The organism is Nocardia testacea NBRC 100365, assembly GCF_000308775.1.
GTDB classification, from domain to species: domain Bacteria; phylum Actinomycetota; class Actinomycetes; order Mycobacteriales; family Mycobacteriaceae; genus Nocardia; species Nocardia testacea.
On record NZ_BAGJ01000138.1, the window covers coordinates 1 to 19,322 of the forward strand.

At 68.7% G+C, this 19,322-nt stretch carries 17 protein-coding genes; 4 read left to right on the top strand and 13 right to left on the bottom strand.

All coding sequences use genetic code 11. From position 1 onward, the window contains the following. The 5 genes from ON38_RS19255 to ON38_RS19275 all read right to left on the bottom strand — a co-directional run. Positions 1-451, bottom strand: a 451-nt coding sequence (locus ON38_RS19255) for a uroporphyrinogen-III synthase (protein WP_039826268.1), incomplete at its 3' end; no start/stop codon positions are given. Then, a complete protein-coding gene (gene nirD, locus ON38_RS19260) occupies positions 448-846 on the bottom strand; it encodes a nitrite reductase small subunit NirD (protein ID WP_039826269.1) in 399 nt (132 codons plus the stop codon). The genes ON38_RS19255 and nirD, both read right to left, overlap by 4 nt. A gap of 145 nt (positions 847-991) precedes the next feature. Beyond that, the gene (nirB, locus tag ON38_RS19265; RefSeq protein ID WP_039826270.1) at positions 992-3,520 is read right to left on the bottom strand and encodes a nitrite reductase large subunit NirB; all 2,529 of its coding nucleotides are present in this window, start codon (positions 3,518-3,520) and stop codon (positions 992-994) included. Between the two features lie 24 nt (positions 3,521-3,544). Then, a complete protein-coding gene (locus ON38_RS19270; RefSeq protein WP_039826275.1) occupies positions 3,545-5,017 on the bottom strand; it encodes a nitrate/nitrite transporter in 1,473 nt (490 codons plus the stop codon). A gap of 308 nt (positions 5,018-5,325) precedes the next feature. Continuing rightward, a complete protein-coding gene (locus ON38_RS19275) occupies positions 5,326-6,588 on the bottom strand; it encodes an MFS transporter (protein ID WP_051164970.1) in 1,263 nt (420 codons plus the stop codon). 65 nt (positions 6,589-6,653) lie between these two features. Between ON38_RS19275 and ON38_RS19280 the strand changes: the two genes are divergently transcribed. Beyond that, complete coding sequence (locus ON38_RS19280) at positions 6,654-7,322, top strand: FadR/GntR family transcriptional regulator (protein ID WP_039826271.1); 669 nt, start codon at positions 6,654-6,656, stop codon at positions 7,320-7,322. Between the two features lie 356 nt (positions 7,323-7,678). Next, positions 7,679-9,169: an MFS transporter gene (locus ON38_RS19285; protein ID WP_039826272.1), complete on the top strand. Its 1,491-nt coding sequence runs from the start codon at positions 7,679-7,681 to the stop codon at positions 9,167-9,169. 81 nt (positions 9,170-9,250) lie between these two features. On the opposite strand, the gene ON38_RS19290 is transcribed toward ON38_RS19285, so the two are convergent. From ON38_RS19290 to ON38_RS19300, 3 genes are all read right to left on the bottom strand, one after another. Beyond that, positions 9,251-10,105 carry a TIGR02569 family protein gene (locus tag ON38_RS19290; protein WP_039826277.1) on the bottom strand — a complete coding sequence of 285 codons (855 nt, stop codon included), beginning with the start codon at positions 10,103-10,105 and terminating at the stop codon, positions 9,251-9,253. A 167-nt stretch (positions 10,106-10,272) separates the two neighbouring features. Further along, complete coding sequence (moeZ, locus tag ON38_RS19295) at positions 10,273-11,454, bottom strand: adenylyltransferase/sulfurtransferase MoeZ (protein ID WP_039826273.1); 1,182 nt, start codon at positions 11,452-11,454, stop codon at positions 10,273-10,275. Between the two features lie 188 nt (positions 11,455-11,642). Continuing rightward, positions 11,643-12,695, bottom strand: coding sequence for a DUF3152 domain-containing protein (locus ON38_RS19300; RefSeq protein WP_083872827.1), 1,053 nt, complete (start codon positions 12,693-12,695; stop codon positions 11,643-11,645). Between the two features lie 228 nt (positions 12,696-12,923). Here ON38_RS19300 and fasR point away from each other — a divergent pair, with 228 nt between their 5' ends. Next, positions 12,924-13,580 (top strand): HTH-type transcriptional activator FasR, encoded by a 657-nt coding sequence (gene fasR / locus ON38_RS19305; protein WP_030523399.1) that lies wholly within the window; start codon positions 12,924-12,926, stop codon positions 13,578-13,580. A 70-nt stretch (positions 13,581-13,650) separates the two neighbouring features. Here the strand turns inward: fasR and ON38_RS19310 are convergent, their stop codons facing one another. The 5 genes from ON38_RS19310 to ON38_RS19330 all read right to left on the bottom strand — a co-directional run bounded on the left by ON38_RS19310 (position 13,651) and on the right by ON38_RS19330 (position 17,606). Further along, the gene (locus ON38_RS19310; protein ID WP_039826274.1) at positions 13,651-13,878 is read right to left on the bottom strand and encodes a DUF3107 domain-containing protein; all 228 of its coding nucleotides are present in this window, start codon (positions 13,876-13,878) and stop codon (positions 13,651-13,653) included. Positions 13,879-14,042: 164 nt separating this feature from the next. After that, on the bottom strand, positions 14,043-15,188 hold the full coding sequence (locus ON38_RS19315) for an RNA polymerase sigma factor (protein WP_039826279.1): 1,146 nt from the start codon (positions 15,186-15,188) through the stop codon (positions 14,043-14,045). A 32-nt stretch (positions 15,189-15,220) separates the two neighbouring features. After that, a complete protein-coding gene (locus ON38_RS19320) occupies positions 15,221-15,628 on the bottom strand; it encodes a YciI family protein (protein WP_039826281.1) in 408 nt (135 codons plus the stop codon). A 95-nt stretch (positions 15,629-15,723) separates the two neighbouring features. Then, positions 15,724-16,425 carry a ferritin-like fold-containing protein gene (locus tag ON38_RS19325; protein WP_039826283.1) on the bottom strand — a complete coding sequence of 234 codons (702 nt, stop codon included), beginning with the start codon at positions 16,423-16,425 and terminating at the stop codon, positions 15,724-15,726. Between the two features lie 41 nt (positions 16,426-16,466). Continuing rightward, positions 16,467-17,606, bottom strand: coding sequence for a polyhydroxyalkanoate synthase family protein (locus tag ON38_RS19330; protein ID WP_306306687.1), 1,140 nt, complete (start codon positions 17,604-17,606; stop codon positions 16,467-16,469). A gap of 524 nt (positions 17,607-18,130) precedes the next feature. On the opposite strand from ON38_RS19330, the gene ON38_RS19335 reads away from it, so the two are divergent. Continuing rightward, positions 18,131-19,322 (top strand): DEAD/DEAH box helicase (locus tag ON38_RS19335; protein ID WP_039826285.1); only part of this gene is annotated, 1,192 nt, incomplete at its 3' end.

Consider the following 19,322-nt stretch of genomic DNA (forward strand, 5'->3'; position numbering starts at 1 on the left):
GCAACTGGACCGCGATCCGCACGCCCTCCACACCTTCGGCGAGTAGATGATCCAGCACCTCGGCCGAGGACTCCGACGCCGGCGACCACTCCTCGCGCAGTTCGGCCGCCCGGATCGCGCCCTTGGCCTTCGGCCCCCGGGCCAGCATCCGGGTACCGCCCAACGTCGCGCGCAACTGTTCGGCCAGGCCCCAGCCCTCGGCGGCCTCCATCCAGCCGCGGAATCCGATACCCGTGGTGGCCACCGTGATCTGCGGCGGATCGGCCACCAGTTCGCTGGTCACCCGTTCCAGTTCGGTGTCGTCGGCGAGCGGGATTATCCGGATGGCCGGTGCGGATACGACCGACGCGCCCCGGCGCGTGAGCAAGGTGGCGAATTCCTCGGCTCGCCGGGCCGCGGTGAGACCGATCGTGAAACCGGCCAGTGCGGTGTTCGTCTCCGGAACCGTCATACCGGGCAGCCGTCCGGAGCCACCGTCACGGGCCGATCCGAGATCGACACCTGTCCGTCGTCCACGCGCACGGAATATACCGGCAATCGCATCGTGGCGTCGTCCAGGCACCGGCCGTCGAGCAGGGAGAATGCCTGCTTCAGCAGCGGTGACGCGACCACCGGCTCCCCGCCGCGGTCGCCGACGATACCGCGCGACATCACCGCCGCCCGGCCGAACGGATCGATATTGCCGACCGCGTACAACGTGCCCTCGGGCAGCAGGAACAGGGCCGCCTGGGCGCCGCCGGGCAGCAGCACCGCCACACCGCGGCCGGGGATCAGGTATTCGAGCGGGCACGCCCGCGTCCACCCGGTGGTGGCCGGAACAATTACTGGGGTATCGATCACGGTCATCGGTGTTCTCCTCCACACGCCGTTACCCATTGGTACCGGCGGCCTGTTTCTCGACGGTTAAGCCGTCATTTCCCACTCGTAGCGACTGGTGCCGCCATACCGGGCAGGCTGTACCACCGCGGCCTGCCCGGCACGCCCTGCGTGGTTACACTCCGCTGCCTCCTCCGGGCATCCCGGGCAGGCCGAGTAGCACCGGGACCTTGCGTTCACCGCTGTCGTCGAAGGCGATGGTCGGGTCGGCCTCGGCGGGGGCGTTGACGAACGAGACGAATCGCGAGAGTTTCTCCTCGTCGTCGAGGACAGCGGCCCATTCGTCGCGGTAGCCGGCCACGTGGTCGGCCATCGCCTGCTCCAGATCGGCGGCGATGCCGAGGCTGTCCTCGCACACCACCTCGCGCACGTAGTCGATACCGAGGTCCTCCTGCCACGGCGCGGTGCGCTGCAGCCGGTCCGCGGTGCGGATGTAGAACATCAGGTAGCGGTCGATATAGGTGATGAGGGTCGCGTCGTCGAGGTCGCCCGCGAGCAGGACCGCGTGTTTGGGGGTCAGTCCGCCGTTTCCGCCCACATAGAGGTTCCACCCGTTCTCGGTGGCGATGACGCCCACATCCTTGCCGCGCGCCTCGGCGCATTCGCGGGCACACCCGGATACGGCCAGTTTCAGTTTGTGCGGCGAACGCAGGCCGCGGTAACGCTTCTCCAGCAGGACGGCCATGCCGACCGAGTCCTGCTGGCCGTACCGGCACCAGGTCGAACCGACGCAGCTCTTCACCGTGCGCAGCGATTTACCGTACGCGTGGCCCGATTCCATACCGGCGTCCACCAGCCGCTTCCAGATGAGCGGCAACTGTTCCACCCGGGCACCGAACAGGTCGATCCGCTGCCCACCGGTGATCTTGGTGTAGAGACCGAACTCCTTGGCGACCTCGCCGATCACGATCAGCTGTTCCGGCGTGACCTCGCCGCCCGGCATCCGCGGCACCACCGAGTAGGTGCCGTTCTTCTGCATATTGGCCAGGAAGTGGTCGTTGGTGTCCTGTAGCGCGGCCTGCTCGCCCTCCAGAATGTGCTCGCTGGAGGTGGAGGCCAGGATCGAGGCGACCGTCGGCTTGCAGATATCGCAGCCGGTCCCCCGGCCGTACCGGGCGATGAGTTCGGAGAAGGTACGAATACCGGTGGCCTGCACGATCTGGAACAGTTCCGCGCGCGACTGCTCGAAGTGCTCGCACAGCGCCTTGGACATCTCCACGCCGGACTGTTCGAGCACCTTCTTGATCATCGGCACACAACCGCCGCAGGAGGTGCCGGCCTTGGTGCAGGCCTTGATGGCCGGGATATCGCAGGCGCCCTCGGCGATGGCGCCGCAGATGGCGCCCTTGCTCACATCGTTGCACGAGCAGATCTGGGCTTCGTCGGGCAGCGCGTCGGCGCCCAGTTCCGCACCGGCCGGGGAGATGAGTGCGGCGGGTTCGGCCGGTAAGGGCCGGCCAACCAGCGGGCGCAGCGCGGCGTACTGGGTGGCGTCGCCGACCAGGATGCCGCCCAGCAGGGTCTGCGCGTCGTCGGAGATCACCAGTTTCGCGTAGGTGCCGCGGGCCGCGTCGTGCAGTACCACCGACAGCGCTCCCTCGGTGGCGCCGTGCGCGTCGCCGAAGCTCGCCACATCCACCCCGAGCAGTTTGAGCTTGGTGGACATATCGGCGCCGGGGAACTCGCCGGCACCGCCCAGCAGCCGGTCGGCCACGATCTCGGCGGTGCTGTAGCCGGGCGCCACCAGCCCGTAGCAGACGCCTTCGATCGCGGCGCATTCACCGATGGCGTAGATATTCGGATCGGAGGTGGCCAGACCCAGATCGGTGATCACGCCACCGCGCGGGCCGACCTCGAGTCCGGCGTCGCGGGCGATCTGGTCCCGCGGGCGGACACCCGCGGAGAACACCACCAGCGCGGCATCGATCACGGTGCCGTCGGACAGACCGACCCGCAGCCGTTCGGCCGGACCGGCGGCCGCGTCGCGATCGATCCCGGCCGTGCCCACCCCGGTGTGCACCCGCAACCCCAGGTCGGTGACCAGTTTCTCCAGGATCGCGCCGCCGCCCTCGTCGACCTGGGCCGGCATCAGGCGGTCGTTGTACTCCACCACGTGCGGGGTCAGCCCGAGCAGGCGCAGCGCGTTGGCGGCCTCCAACCCGAGCAGGCCACCGCCCACGACCACACCGTGGGCGCCCGGTCCGGCCGCGTCGGCCGCGGCCCGGATACCGTCCAGGTCCTCGATGGTCCGGTAGACGAAGCATTCCTCGTGTTCGTGCCCCGGCACGGGCGGTACGAACGGGTAGGAACCGGTCGCAAGGACCAGCGCGTCGTAGTCGAGCACCTCACCGGAGGTGGTGGTGACCTTCTGGGCGTCCTTGTCGATGGCCTCGGCCCGCTGGCCCAGGCGCAGGTCGACCAGTTCGTCGCCGGCGTACTCGTTGCCCGGCAACGCCAGGGAGGCGGCGTCCCAGTTGCCGACGTAGGAGGACAGGCCGACCCGGTCGTAGGCGGCCAGCTTCTCCTCGCCGAGAACGACGACCTGCCATTGCCCCGACTCGTCCCGGGCGCGGATCGCCTCGACGAACCGGTGTCCGACCATGCCGTGACCGGCGACGACGACTGTTCTGCGCTGTGCGTTCATGGTGTCCTCCGTGGAGATCCGGGGTCAGAGGGTCGCCGACGACCGGGCGGACCGGGGTTCGGTGGGCTGGGGATCGCGGGAACCGGATTCGGCCTGCCGGACCAGGGCCTCGGCCGCCGCGACGACCTCCCGGTCGCGGACCGGGGCACCCGGCCGGCGCAGGAACACCGCCCAGGTGACCAGGGCGCACGCGATATAGAAGACCGTGAACACCCAGAAAGCGGTGGTCGCGGACTGGGTCGAGGAGTAGGACGACCGCAGCACCAGGTTGATGCCGACACCGCCGAGGGCGCCGATGGCGCCCACGAAACCGATGAGCGCGCCCGAGGTGTTCTGCGCCCAGGCGGCGCGTTCGGCGGGGGTGGTGTCCAGGCTGCGCGATTTGGCGTCGAAAACCGACGGGATGATCTTGGTGACCGATCCGTTGCCCAGTCCGGACAGGATGAACAGCGCCACGAAACCGGCCACCAGCACGGCCAGCACCGGACCGGAGAACCCCGCCCCCGAGCCGTCGGCGATCGTGGAGGCCACCGCCACCGCGACCGCCGCGACCATCATGGCCGCGAAGGTGCACACGGTGACCCGGCTGCCGCCGATCCGGTCGGCGAGTTTGCCGCCGTAGGGGCGGGCGATCGACCCGAGCAGCGGGCCGATGAAGGCGATCTGCGCCGCGTGCAGCGCGGCCTGGGCCGCGGTGTCACCCCCGGCGACAAAGCTGATCTGCAGGATCTGGCCGAAGGCGAAGCTGTAGCCGATGAAAGAGCCGAAGGTGCCGATATAGAGGAACGACACCGCCCACGACTGCGGCACCTTCAACGCGGTGAGCATGAAGGACAGATCGGCCTTCTGGTTCGGCAGATTGTCCATGAACAGGGCGGCGCCGAGTCCGGCGAGCACCACCAGCACCAGGTAGGCCGCACAGATCACCGAGGCGTATTCGTCACCGAGGGTGGCGATCACCAGCAGGCCGAACAACTGGATGACCGGGACGCCGATATTGCCGCCGCCCGCGTTCATCCCCAGCGCCCAGCCCTTGAGCCGCTGCGGGTAGAAGGCATTGATATTGGTCATCGAGGAGGCGAAATTGCCACCGCCCAGACCGGCGAACGCCGCGACGATCAGGAAGGTCGTATAAGAGGTGCCGGGCTGGTTCACGAAGTAGAGCGTGAGAACGGCCGGGACAAGCAGGGCGGCCGCGCTGAACACCGTCCAGTTGCGACCGCCGAACCGGGCCGTGGCGACCGTGTACGGAATTCGCAGGATCGCGCCGACCAGTGTCGGCACAGCGACCAGGAAGAATTTGCCCGCCGCGTCGATACCGTAGGTCTCGGTCGGCATGAACAGCACCATGACCGACCAGATGGACCAGATCGAGAATCCGATGTGCTCGGCCACGACCGACCAGATCAGATTGCGGGTGGCGATCTTCTTACCGCCGGCCTCCCAGGCCGCGGTGTCCTCGGCGTCCCAGCGCTCGAGTTTCGGCCGCCGCCACATCGCCGACAGAGCGTTGCCGCGGCTTTCGGTCTGCGTGCTCACAAGGGCCTCCCAACGTGGTTCGACCCCACGGTAGGAAACCGGTATTGCGGAAATGCTGCCCGAGATGACCGTCGAATCAACGGTTTCTCACGCGGTTCGCGGCGCTCAGGTGAGCAGGCCGGCAATGTTAATTCGTTGTGTCATGGGCATTTCCGCCGGTGAAGAACTGCCCATATCCGCCGCGGCACGCGGTGAGGACACCGGCCGATGATGACCCGCGTCACCCGCCGGCGCAACTCCGGACGCCGAACCCGGGGCGACCGGATTCAGCGCGCGGTGACCGTATCCTCGAGCATCCGCGGTTTACACGCCTGCCAGGCGCCGGTCAGCAGGACCAGTACCGAAACACAGAGCAGCGCGAACGGGGCGGCCCACCCGCCGGTGAGCGTGTGCAGCATGCCGAACACCAGCGGTCCCACACAGGCCAGCGCGTACCCGACTCCCTGCGTGAAACCCGACAGCGCGGACGAACCTGCCGGGGTCCGGGTGCGCAGGTTGATGAGGGTGAGTGTCATCGGGAAGGTACTCGGGCCCAGGCCCAGGATCGCCACCCACAGGACGGGCGCGCTCATGGGCGCGAAGAGCAGCCCGGCGAAGGCCACGAAGAAACAGGCGGCACACCCCACCACCACCGGAAACGGGTTGGTGAGACGGGCGGCCACCGTGGGCGCGGTGAGGGCCGCGACCAGTCCCACGAGCGCGAACAGGGCGACCATGGAACCGCCGAAGGCCGCGTCGGCGCCGGCGTCGGCCAGGATCGTCGGCAGCCAGGTGAACACCGAGTAGGTGGTCAGTGAGGTCATGCCGAAGGTGGCCGCCATGCCCCACGCCAGGGGGGAGCGCCACACCTGCGGGACCGGGGCGCTGCCCGGGTCCGGCAGGCCCGTATTGTCCGCGGCCGCCCGGTCGCGGCGAATACGCAGGACGCCGATCCAGGGGACGGCCGCCGCGAAGCCGAGCAGGGCCCATACGCCGAGGGAGACGCGCCAGCCGTGCGCCTGCGCCAGCGGCACCGCGACCAGCGCCGGCAGCACGGTGCCGATCTGCACCATGGTGATGTAGAGCGCGCTCACCGTGGCGAGCCGGTCGGGGAAATACCGTTTGACCAGTGGCGGCACCACGATATTGCCGATTCCCATACCGCCGAGCGCGAGCGCGGAGAACAGCAGCAGTTCGACCGTCCCCGAGACGAGGACCCGCACCAGCATGCCGGTCCCGGCCGCCGCCATCGCGAGCAGGACGGTCCGTTCGAGACCGAGCCTGCGGGCCAGGAGCGGCGCCAGCAGCCCCGTCACCGAGAACATGAGGGTCGGGATCATTCCGAAGACGCCGACGACGGCGGTCGAATAGCCGATTTCGCGCCCGATGTCCTCGGCGAGCGGCGTGAACGCTGTGACCGCCACGCGGAGCACGAGCGCGGACATGACTATGGCCGCGAGTACCAGGAGCCGGCCCTCGATCAGCTTGCGTTTCCGCTGCTCGAGAGGTTGATCGGCCGCTTGGGAGGTCTCGGGCAGCGCAGCAGTCACCCGGAAATCATAGGATGACCCTATGACTGGGGCAATAACATTGTGATGGGCGGTACTCTGTTGCCGTGCAAAGCGTGCGCCGCACCAGTCTCATCGCCCAGGTCACCGAGCAACTCAAAGAGGATATCCGCTCGGGACGCTGGCCGATCGGGACGCGGATCCCCACCGAGCCCGAATTGGCCGAACTGACCGGCACCGGCCGCAACACCCTACGCGAGGCCGTCCAGGCGCTGGTCCATGCCGGCATGCTGGAACGGCGGCAAGGTTCCGGTACCTATGTCATCGCCACCTCCGAAGTGGGCGGGACCCTGACCAAATACTTCGCCGAGGCCGCCGAACGCGATGTCCTGGAATTACGCCACGGACTCGAGGCCACCGCCGCCGCGCTGGCCGCCCACCGGCGCGACGACACCGATATCGCCACCCTTCGCCGGCTGCTCGACGACCGCAACCGGCTGTGGCGGGTGGATCGGGCCGCGGCCATCGAGGCCGATGTCCAACTACACCGGGCGATCGTGCTCGCCAGCGGCAATGCCGTGTACATCGAGTTCTACGACTCGTTGCTGGGCTACATCGAATCCGGGATCCGTTCGCGCACCGACCGGATCGACAGCTGGTACGCCGCCGAACATCGGGAACTGGTGCAGGCCATCATCGACGGTGACGCCGACAAGGCCGCCCGGACCACCCGGTGTTTCCTCGACACGCTGCTGGCCGACTACCGCGACCACTAGGCGTATCCGGGTTGCGCTCCGGCCGTGCGCGCCCACGTACCGGCAACCGCCCACGACACCAACCGGAGCCGACCGCGGTATACCTCCGACTTCGCTCCGGCCGTGCGTCACACGTCGCACTCCGCACGCGGCGCCTCGGGTGTAGCCCTGGCCGGGTTCCATCGAGGTTACCGACCCATCACCCGGACGCGGCGGCACCGTGAGCGGGATTTGTGGCGATCGTCATTGCCCGCCACGTGGCGGAAACACCAGGCTCCTAGCGTTTTCTCACGTCACGACACCGCACTCGACCGCCCGGCTGCCGCGGCCGGTCGCCCCGGTCCGGGGGACGTCGAGTAACGACGAGAGGGGCGCCGATGACCGCGACAGCCGACACCGGCCGAAAAATACCCGATACCGCAACGACTTTCGCGCACCAGCGCCGGGGTCGCTGGATCGACCGGTGGGAGCCGGACAACGAACGGTTCTGGCGATCCGGCGCCGACCGCACCGCCAAGAAGAACCTGCTGTTCTCGGTATTCGCGGAGAATCTGGGATTCAGTATCTGGGTCCTGTGGGCCAGTGTGGTCACCGGGATGGGTGCTGCCGGTTTCGCATTCCTGGACGGCCTCGGCAAGGGCGACCCGACCGCGGTCAGCAATGCCCTGCTGCTCACCTCCGTCCCCACCCTGGTCGGTTCGACCCTGCGCATCCCGTACACCTTCGCCGTTCCCCGGTTCGGCGGGCGCGCCTTCACCGTGTTCAGCGCCGCGATGCTGCTCGTCCCCACCGTCGGCCTGATCTTCTTCGTCAACCAGCCCGGCACCCCGATGTGGGTTTTCGTGGTGCTGGCCGCGCTGTCCGGCTTCGGCGGCGGTAATTTCTCCTCGTCGATGGCCAATATCTCGTTCTTCTTCCCGGACGGGAAGAAGGGCGCGGCGCTCGGGATCAATGCCGCGGGCGGCAATCTCGGTGTCGCCCAGACCCAGCTACTCGTGCCGCTGCTTATCACTCTCGGCACCCATCTGACCGCGAAGGACGCGGCCGGATACCGTTTCGGGATCACCCTGTCGGTACTGGTGTGGATCCCGTTCATCCTGGCCGCCGCGTTCGGCGCGCTCCGGTACATGGACAGCCTGGCCACCGCGAAATCCGACGGACGCTCCTACCGGCCCGCCCTCACCAATCATCACACCTGGGTGATGGCGTTCCTCTACATCGGCACCTTCGGTTCGTTCATCGGGTTCTCGTTCGCCTTCCCGACCCTCATCAAGGCCAACTTCCCCGACCTGGCGAGCATCGGCTGGATCACCACCCTCGGAAATCTGGCGTTCCTCGGTGCCCTCGTCGGTTCCTTCTCCCGGCCGTTCGGCGGTTGGCTCTCCGACAAGCTCGGCGGGGGCGCGAAGATCACCATCGCCGTGTTCGGGGGGATGGCCGTCGCGGTCGCGCTCATCATGGCCGCGCTCGAGATGAAGAGCTTCCCGCTCTACCTGCCGGCCTTCCTGATGCTCTTCGTGCTCACCGGAATCGGCAACGGCTCCACCTACCGGATGATTCCGTCCATCTTCAGCGCCCAGGCCAAGAAGTACGCCTCCGAGCACGGTCTCGAACCCGCGGAAGGGGCGGCCTCGGCGAAGCGGCAGGCGGGCGCGGCCATCGGCGTCATCGGCGCGGTCGGCGCCTTCGGCGGTTTCGTACTCCAGCAGGCACTGCGCCTGTCCAACACCGAATTCGGCACCATGGCGCCCGCGTTCTGGGCCTACGCCGCCGCATTCCTGGTGATGGCCGGAGTCACCTGGTGGTTCTACCGACGCGCCTCGTTCGCGGTGGGCCGGGTGCCGTCGTTGGCGTACGCCAACGTCTGAGGGATCCGTAGCGCCGAAAGGCCCGGCCGGTCCGAAACCGGCCGGGCCCGTCCGGTACCCGGGCTCGGAATCCGGCCGGAATCACAGCAGGAATCGCACCATATCCGCCGTCCGGACCAATCCCGGCAGCGCTTCCGGCGTGGAGCGCGGATGCAGCACATGAACCGCCAGCCGGAACATCACCGCGCGCAACAGCATCTGCGGCCATTCCGGCAGATCGGACCAGCGTTCGAGCAGTCCGTCGTCGGCCCCACCCCACGACAGCGCGTCCACCACCACCACGCCCGCCGCCCACGCCGGTGGCCGCCAGTACGGGGTCAGATCGGTGAGCGCGGGCGTCTGCGCCCCGGCGAACAGCACGGTGCCGAACAGATCGCCGTGCACCAGCTGCGGCGGTGTCCGTACCGGTTTGCGCAGCGTCGCCAGCTGGCCGATCAGTTCGAGGCTGTGCCGGCCGTCCGGCGAGTTCTCCATCACCGCGCCCGCCGCGCGCAGCGTCCGCAGCGGGACCGCTTCCCACGCCGCCCGGTCCGCGGCGACGAAGACATCCACATCCAGCCACGGGGTGACCGGCGGCTGGGAGAGGAAGCGGGGCCGTTCCAGGGTCGCGGTGGCCTTGTGCAGTCGCAGCGAGACCGAGACCACCTCATCGTGCCGCGGTTCCGGAGAGCCCGTCATATACGTATCGCACCGCCAGCCCGACACCACATACCGGCCGTCGGTGGCCCGCACCGGGCGGGCCAGCCGCAGCCCGTCCACCCGCAGACTCTCCCGTACCTTCGCCGACCAGGCCGCGCGAGCGTGGTCGGCGACCGGGCTGAGCACCACATCACCGAGGCGCCAGCCGCCCTCCCAGTCGCCGAGGGCGACGGGGGTCATTTCCCGCAGACCGTACGTGGCCCGCACATGTTCGGGGGGTTCGACAGTGGTGGTCACGGCCGTACCGTACTCCCGCCACCGGGCCCCGGTATCGCGCCACACCGTGTCGTAGCAGGGCCGCGACACACCGCGATCGGCGCCGGTCGCACACCACGCGCGGATACCGGCGCCGCCGACCGCGCGCGGTTCACGCGCAGGTCAGCGGCATACCGCGAGCGGGCGGCTCAGTACACCGGCAGTGAGGGATCGACCTGGTGCGCCCAAGCGATCACGCCGCCCTGCAGATGCGTGGCATCGGCGAAACCGGCCCGTTTGAGCGCGGCCAGCGCCTCGGCCGACCGGACGCCCGTCTTGCAGTGCAATACGATCTTGCGGTTCTGCGGCAGTTCGGCCAGCGCCTCCCCGGAGAGGATGCGGTCCTTCGGGATCAGCGTCGCGCCCTCGATGTGCACGATGTCCCATTCCACCGGTTCGCGCACATCGATCAACTCCACATCGCCGGCATCCAGCAGCTCCTTGAGCTCACGCGCGGTCACCGTGGAACCGGCGGCCGCGGCCTGCCCCTCCTCGGAGACCACACCGCAGAATGCCTCGTAGTCGATCAGTTCGGTGATCGGCTGCCGTGCGGGATCGCGACGCAGTTTGATGGTCCGGTAGCTCATATCGAGTGCGTCGTACACCATGAGCCGGCCCAGCAGCGGGTCGCCGATACCGGTGATCAGTTTGATGGCCTCGGTCACCATGACCGAACCGATGGACGCGCACAGCACACCCAGCACGCCGCCCTCGGCGCAGGAGGGCACCATCCCCGGCGGCGGGGCCTCCGGGTACAGATCGCGATAGTTGATCCCGCGACCGTCCGGGGCGTCCTCCCAGAACACCGACACCTGGCCTTCGAACCGGTAGATCGAACCCCAGACATACGGTTTACCGGCCAGCACCGCGGCATCGTTGACCAGATAGCGGGTCGCAAAGTTGTCGGTGCCGTCCACGATCAGGTCGTATTGCGCGAACAGCTCGACCGCGTTCTCCGGCTCCAGCCGGATCTTGTGCAATCGGACGTCGATCCCGGAGTTGATCTCCAGAATGGAATCGCGGGCACTGTCGGCCTTGGGGCGGCCGATATCGGACTCACCGTGGATGACCTGCCGCTGCAGATTCGAGGCGTCGACCTCGTCGAACTCGACGATGCCCAGGGTGCCGACCCCGGCCGCGGCCAGGTACAGCAGCGCCGGGGAACCCAGCCCGCCGGCGCCGATCACGAGCACCTTCGCGTTCTTCAGCCGTTTCTGCCCATCCATCCCGAGGTCCGGGATGATCAGGTGACGGCTGTAACGGGCGACCTCGTCCCTGGTCAGCTCGGCGGCGGGCTCCACAAGTGGAGGCAGGGACTGCGGTGATGACACGTCTTCGAACTCCTCGTATCGAAATAGCCGGATGCGGTGTGCGGGGTGCGTACAACCGGGGCCCGTAGCCGCTGTGACCCGCACCCACACCGGCGTAGGTTCCCTGTACAACGCCGGCGCCGGGGCCATTCTTCCCGGCCGGCGCCGGGCCCCACCGCCGGACCCGCCGGTGCGCCCCGCGGCCGCGTTCAGCCGCGCGGATAGGGCCAGGGGTTGAAACGGCAGGTCTTGCCGTCCATCGGCACGACACCGTACGGGTCCAGCGCCGCGATCTCGTTGTTGGCGGTGCCGAAGGTCTGCTGCATCATCACCGGGGCCAGGCCGCCCTCGCTCTCACAGGGCTGATGCTCGTGGTAGCCGATCGCGTGCCCGACCTCGTGGTTGACCAGATACTGCCGATAGGAGCCGATATCGCCGTCGAACGCCGGCGCCCCGCGCACCCAGCGCGCCTCCGACAGCACCACCCGGGCCTGATCGGAGTTGTAGCAGGAGGAATCGATCGGGATATCGAATCCGCAGACCTCCCGCGTGGTGGCGCGGGCGGTGAGCGAGATCCGGAAATCCGGCTCGCCGCGATCGATGCGCTGGAACGCGAACTTCCGGTCGTGCACCCAGCTCTTCGGGTTGCCGAGCGTCGATTCGACCATCCGGGCCACCGATTCGTCGCCGCCGAAGTTACGCGTATCGATTCCGTTCTCCACCTCGACCGTGTAGGTGAAGGTGTACTGCTCGCCCGCGCCGACGCGGGCGGAGGCGCCGGGCACGATCCGCCAGGTGCCCTTACCGGTCTCGGTGAACTTCCCGCCCTCGGGCAGCGCCCCGATCGGCAGATCCTCCGGAAAGCTCCCGTCGCCGGGTGGTGCGCCGATCACACCCGCACTGGCCGGCGGCGGCCCGAGCGCCCCGAACCCCGGATCGATCGGTTCCGCAGGCCCCCCGCGACCGGTACGTACCGCATCCACCACGACGAACACCGTCAGCACCAGCAGCACCGGCAACGCGTACACCCGCCACCCGTACCTGGATACGACGAAACGCAGCCGCCGCCGTCGCTGCCCGGCCGCGAGCCTGGCCGCGGGCGGCGGATCATCCTCCGGGTCCCGGCGCGCGCGCAGCGGTTCCCGGGATCCGTCGCCGGGCGATATCGCCGGTGTCGCCTGGGCGGCGACCGCGAGCTCTGAATCCTGGGGGCGGTGCGCGCTGCGCCCGCCGCCGGAGGAGTTTTCCGGTCGGTCGGTCACGGCTCCACACTCTCACAACCCGCCGTAACGACCACAATGGAAGTGCCCCCGGCAACCGCGCCCGCGGCGCCGCGCGAGCCACTTTCCGGCATTCCCGAAGGGCACCACGCGGATCGGGGCCGGTTCCGGGTTCCCAGCCCGGGTCGGCAACGGCATCGTAAGCGAGTATGGTGCTCGAAAGACCCGGTACACACCCCTTTGCCGGGGAATCGACTGGGAGATCCGAATATGACCGACCTCGTGGACCGGATGACGTCCCGCTCGTCGTCCGGCACCGCCCCCAAACGTGGCACCCGGCTTCCCCGTGACGAGCGGCGCCAGCAACTACTCGCGGCCGCCAGCGAGATCTTCGTCCTACGCGGCTATCACGCCGCCGGTATGGACGAGATCTCCCAGTGCGCCGGCGTGAGCAAGCCGGTGCTGTACCAGCACTTCACCAGCAAGCTGGAGCTGTATCTGGCCGTCCTGCAGAACTATGTCGACATGCTGGTGTCGAGCGTGCGCCAGGCGTTGCGCTCCACCACCGACAACAAGCAGCGTGTGCGGGCCGCGGTCGCGGCCTACTACGACTTCGTGGACAACGAGATGCAGGGCTTCCGCCTGGTCTTCGAATCCGATCTCACCAACGAACCCCAGGTCCAGCGCCGCGTCGAACAAGCCACCGAAGCCTGCGTGGACGCGGTCTACGACCTCGTCGCCCACGATTCCGGCCTCGACCCCTACCGGGCCCGCATCCTCGCGGTCGGCCTGGTCGGCGCGAGCCAGTTCACCGCCCGGTACTGGCTGGAAGCCGACCGTCCCATCCCCAAGGACGAAGCCGTGGACACCACCGTCGCACTGGCTTGGGGCGGTCTCAAACACGTCCCCCTGCACCCCATCGGCTGACCCACGCCACCGGAACACGACGAAGCCCCTGCCGGACCGGCAGGGGCTTCCGTTCGTCCGGGCCCGGTCCTCAGACCGCGGCGAAACCCACCCGGCCGCCGGTCACGGCACCGATCTCCACATAGGCGACCTTGCCGGCCTGGATCAGGTACTTGCGGCCCTTCTCGTCGGCCAGCGCCAGGACCCCGCTGGTTGCGGCCAGCGCCTCGGAAACCAGAGCCTCGACCTCGTCCGGGCTCTGCGAGCTGGCGATGACGAGTTCCCGCGGGCTATCCGAAATACCGATCTTGACCTCCACGGCCAACCTCCGAACCTAGAGTCCTGTGCTGTCCCAGTAAGGCTAGTTGAGCCGCCGCACCCCGGACACAAGACGGGGTGCGCTGTCAGCGAACAGCGTTTATCCGCCCCGCCCGCGGCGGGGCGGGCCGGGGTATGGACGAGCAGCCGGCGGAAGCACGCCGGTCAGTCGTGGCCGCCGGCGTTCAGCCGCGCGGCGCGGCGGGTGAGGTAGGCGCGTTCGGCCGGGTCGGCGGCGCGGCGGGCCGCTTCGATATACAACCGTGCCGCCGTCACCGGGTCGCCGTCTTGTTCGTGCAGGTAGGCCGACACCGCGGTGTAGCGGGGCAGAGTGTCGTCCAGTGTCGTGAGCGCCGCCAGGCCGGCGCGCGGTCCATGGGCCTCGCCGACGGCCACCGCGCGGTTGAGCCGGACGACCGGGCTGTCGGTCAGCCGGACGAGTTCGTCGTACCACTCCACGATCTGGGCCCAGTCGGTCTCCGCGGCGGTGGGAGCGTCGGCGTGCAGGGCCGCGATCGCGGCCTGGGCCTGGAATTCACCGAGCCGGTCGCGGGCCAGGGCGGCCTGCAGGATCCGCACCCCCTCGGCGATCATCTGGGTGTCCCACCGGCCGCGATCCTGTTCGTCGAGCGGTACCAGGCCCCCGTCGGCGGTGGTGCGCGAGGCTCGACGGGCGTGGTGCAGCAGCATCAGGGCGAGCAGCCCGGCCACCTCCGGGTGGTCCATCGCGCCCGCGAGTTGCCGGGTCAGGCGGATGGCCTCGGCCGCGAGATCGATATCGCCGGAGTAGCCCTCGTTGAAGATCAGATACAGCACCCGCAGCACGGTGGCGACATCGCCGGGCCGGTCGAATCGCGTCCCGGCGACAGTGCGTTTGGCCCGGCTGATGCGCTGGGCCATGGTCGCCTCCGGCACCAGATACGCCTGGGCGATCTGGCGGGTGGTCAGCCCGCCGACCGCGCGCAGGGTGAGCGCGACCGCGGACGACGGGGTCAGCGAAGGATGGGCGCACAGGAAGTAGAGCTGGAGGGTGTCGTCCACCGCGGTCGCGGGCCCGGGCGCCGGTTCCTCGTCGGCGAGATCCTCGCGCCGGCGCCGGGCGGCGTCGGCGCGGGTCCCGTCGAGGAATTTGCGCCAGGCCACGGTGACCAGCCAGCCCTTCGGATCCCGCGGCGGATCACCGGGCCACACACGCAGTGCCTCGATCAACGCGTCCTGCACAGCGTCCTCGGCCGCCGCGAATTCGGCCCCGCGGCGGACCAGAATCCCGAGCACACCCGGCGTGAGGTTCCGCAGCAGTGCCTCGCTCACGGTGGTCACGCCGGGACGGTCCATCGCCGCGGTCATTCCGGGACGGTGGGCACAGCGGTCAGCAGCGGTCGCAGTTCGAGCCATTCGTGGATCGGCTTCCCACCGGCCCCGGGCGCGGCCGAGAGTTCGGCGGCCAGTTCGAGGGCCCGCTCGTAGCTGTCCACATCGATCACGGTCCACCCGGCGATGAGGTCCTTGGTCTCGGCGAACGGGCCGTCGGTGACCGGCGGGCGGCCCGCCCCGTCGTACCGGACGAATATTCCCTCGGGGGCGAGTGCCCGATGGTCGACGAACTCACCGGTTGCCTTCAGCCGGTCCGCGAAGTCGTCCATGTACTGCACATGGGCCGAGATCTCCGCCTGCGTCCACTGATCCATCGGCACATCGTTGACCGATGCCGGAGCGCCGCGGTAGTGCTTCAGCAGCAGGTACTTGGGAATGGTGTCCTCCTCGGTGCAACTCCCCCGGCCGCACTCGCCCGGGGACGTGGCCACACGAGATCGACCGTCGAAATTTTGCGGCCCCGCCGCAGCGGTCAGAGACCGAGTACCGCCATTCGTTCGGCGTGGGCGCTCTGCATATGTTCGAACAGCGTGGCGATCCCGTTGAGATCCCCGGTGGCCGCCAGCACGAGTTCGGTGAGCTCGTCACGCTGCGCCATCACATACTGGGCCTGGGTGATCGCTTCGCCGAGCAACCGGCGGCCCCACAGGGTGAGCCGATCGCGTTCGGATCTGCTGGCCGCGACCGAGCGCCGGACCTCCTCCACGACGAACTCCGAATGGCCGGTGTCGGCGAGCACATCTCGCACCACGGCCGCCACGTCCGGGCTCAGCGCACCGGCGATCTCGCGATAGAAGTCGGCGGCGATACCGTCACCGACATGGAATTTGACCATCGACTCCAGCCAGGTGGACGGGTCGGTGGAGCGGTGGTAGTCGTCGAGCGCCCGGGTGAACGGAGCCATGGCCGCGTACACATCGGCGCCCCGCGCGGTCAACGCCGCGTCGAGTCGTTCGAAATGCGCGAGCTCGGCCGCCGCCATCCGGGCCACCGCGACCTTGCCGCGCAGGGTGGGCGACAGCGTGGCTTCCTCGCTCAGCCGGTAGAAGGCGGATATCTCACCGTAGGCGAGTACCGCGAACAGATCGGTCACGCCGGCATGATCGGCGGGAATCGGCGAAGCGGACGAATCGCTCGGTGTAACACCCAGCCCGGCCGGTGACTGTGCTCCCATGGAAATCCAGCGTAGTACGCCGCCGTTGCGCGCCGCCGCGCTCACACCGGTGTGGTGAGGAACTTGTCGAGATAGGCCCAGGTCGTCGCGCGGGCAGTGGCGCCGGCGAGGATACCGAGATGTCCGCCGGGCGCAGTTTCGTAGTGGACCGCCTTCGCCCCGGTGAGCGTGCGCAGGCCGTGCTCCACCGCGCGGGCCGGGGTGATGACATCGGCGGGCCCGCCCACCAGCAGCACCGGGGCGGTGATATCGGCCAACCGGATCGGACCCTGCCCGAGATCGACCACGCCGCGGCCGATTTCGTCGCGCAGCACCAGCCGGTTCCACAACTGCTGGTACATGCGGCCGGGATAGCCGGGCATATCGGCCATGAAGCGGTCGACGGCCTCCATCCGGGCCAGGGACTCGGTGCGGGCGAGGTTGTTGGCGACGAACCAGGGCCGTTTGACCTCCCGGTCCCAGGCGGTGATGCGGTAGGCGAGCCGGGTCAGGGGCGCCGGGACACCACCCAGCGCGCGCAACGCCGCACCTACGGCGTCGCCGGTGCCGGTGAGCCGGGCGGCCGCGGCGAGCTGCGGTGTCATCGGCATCGCGCGGTAGTTCAGCGGCGCCCCCACCGCGGTGATCGACCGCACCGGCAGCTCACTGTTCGCGGCCGCGGTCAGCAACGCCATGGTGCCGCCCAGCGACCAGCCGACCAGATCCACTTCCGGCTCGCCACCGGCGGCGGCCCGATCGGCGGCGGTGCGGCGGATCGCCTCGGGCAGGATGTCGTACACCCAGTCGTCGAAACCCATGCGGCGGTCGGCGTAGGTGATCTCGCCGTAGTCGATGACATACGGCGCGCGACCGGTCTCCAGCAGGAATTCCGCCAGACTCTGTCCCGGCCGCAGATCGAAGCAGCTCGCGGGCGCGGCGAGCGGCGGCACCAGCAGTACCGCGGCCGCCGACGGTGCGGTCGTACCGGCGAGCAGGGCGGGTTCGAAACGCCGGAGCAGCCGATGCGGTTCGTCCCACAGCACCGAGGCGGGGGTCGGGCGGCGTCCTTCCACGCCGTCACCGAATGTCAGCGCCCAGGCGTTGCGCGCGGCCCGCTCGACGGTCCGGGACAGCTCACCGTCCGGGTCCACCGCCCGGACGGCGCGATCGGCCAGCGCGATACCTCGGTCTGCGATGCTCACGGCACGAATCTCTCATAGATGTATACGGCGGTACCAGCTATGCCGAGGACCGATCGGCCGGGTGTGTGCCGAATCACTCACCACGAATACCTGTTCCCTGGTGCGCGCGAACACTTGTCACACCGGGCGAAACACTCTGCCGCACAGGACGGCTCAGCGGGCGAAGCCGCCGAAAAGATCAACGTCCAGCGGATTTGCGCGAGCGCCTTTCGGAGCGCGGAACAATAGCACGCTACAATCGCGACGGACAACGGAAGAATTCAGCCGATCCATGAGAACCGGCAGCGCCGAAAGTCGCGCACCCCGGGTGCGCCGTGCGGTGGTCGAAGAATTCTCCGGGGTCCACGGAAAATGTGCGCGCACCAGATCCGCGTCACCGATGCGCTGCGCCGATGTCCGAGCTTCGCTGCCCTCATCCGGGCACCTGCCGACATCCGGCGGCGGCCCGGGTGAGTATCGCAGGGCGGATCCGTGGTCGTCGCGGACCGGCCGGTCCGCCCCACGCCTCGTGCGCGTGTAGCGCGATAACGAGGGAAGGCACGAACCTGAGCAAGATCACAGTTGAACCGGAACCCGGTCTGGCGGAGACGCTGCTGACAGCCGAGTTGGACTCCGCACACACCGCACCGACTTTCACCGAATTGGGAGTACGCGACGAAATCGTGCGCGCGCTCGGTGAGATCGGTATCGAACGCACTTTCGCAATCCAGGAACTCACCCTGCCCCTGGCCCTGGCCGGCGAGGATCTCATCGGCCAGGCCCGTACCGGAATGGGTAAAACCTTCGGTTTCGGAGTTCCGTTGCTACACCGGATCAGCACCGCCGAATCCGGTACCACGCCGCTGGACGGCACGCCGCGCGCCCTGGTCATCGTGCCGACGCGCGAACTGTGCATCCAGGTGACCCAGGACCTGGAGAACGCGGCGAAATACCTCACCAACCAGAAAGGTCCGCTGCGAGTCACCTCGATCTACGGCGGCCGCCCCTATGAAGCGCAGATCGAGGCGCTACGCGCCGGCGTCGACGTCGTGGTCGGTACGCCCGGCCGCCTGCTCGACCTGGCCGATCAGCAGCATCTGATCCTCGGCAAAGTGGGCGTCCTGGTCCTGGACGAAGCCGACGAAATGCTCGATCTGGGCTTCCTGCCCGATATCGAGCGCATTCTCGGCATGGTGCCGGACAAACGGCAGACCATGCTGTTCTCGGCGACCATGCCCGGCCCGATCATCACCCTGGCCCGCACTTTCCTCACCCGCCCCACCCATATCCGGGCCGAGGAACCCCATGATTCGGCGATCCACGATCGCACCGCGCAATTCGTGTACCGGGCCCACGCGCTGGACAAGAGCGAACTGGTCGCACGAGTGCTGCAGGCCGAGGGCCGGGGCGCCACCATGATCTTCACCCGCACCAAACGCACCGCGCAGAAGGTCGCCGACGAATTGGCCGAACGCGGTTTCGCGGTCGGCGCGGTGCACGGCGATCTCGGGCAGATCGCCCGCGAGAAGGCCCTGACGAAATTCCGCAAGGGCACCATCGATGTCCTGGTCGCCACCGATGTCGCGGCCCGCGGTATCGATATCGACGATGTGACCCATGTCGTGAACTACCAGTGCCCGGAGGACGAGAAGACCTACGTGCACCGCATCGGCCGCACCGGCCGGGCCGGGCGCACCGGTGTCGCGGTCACACTGATCGACTGGGACGAGCTCACCC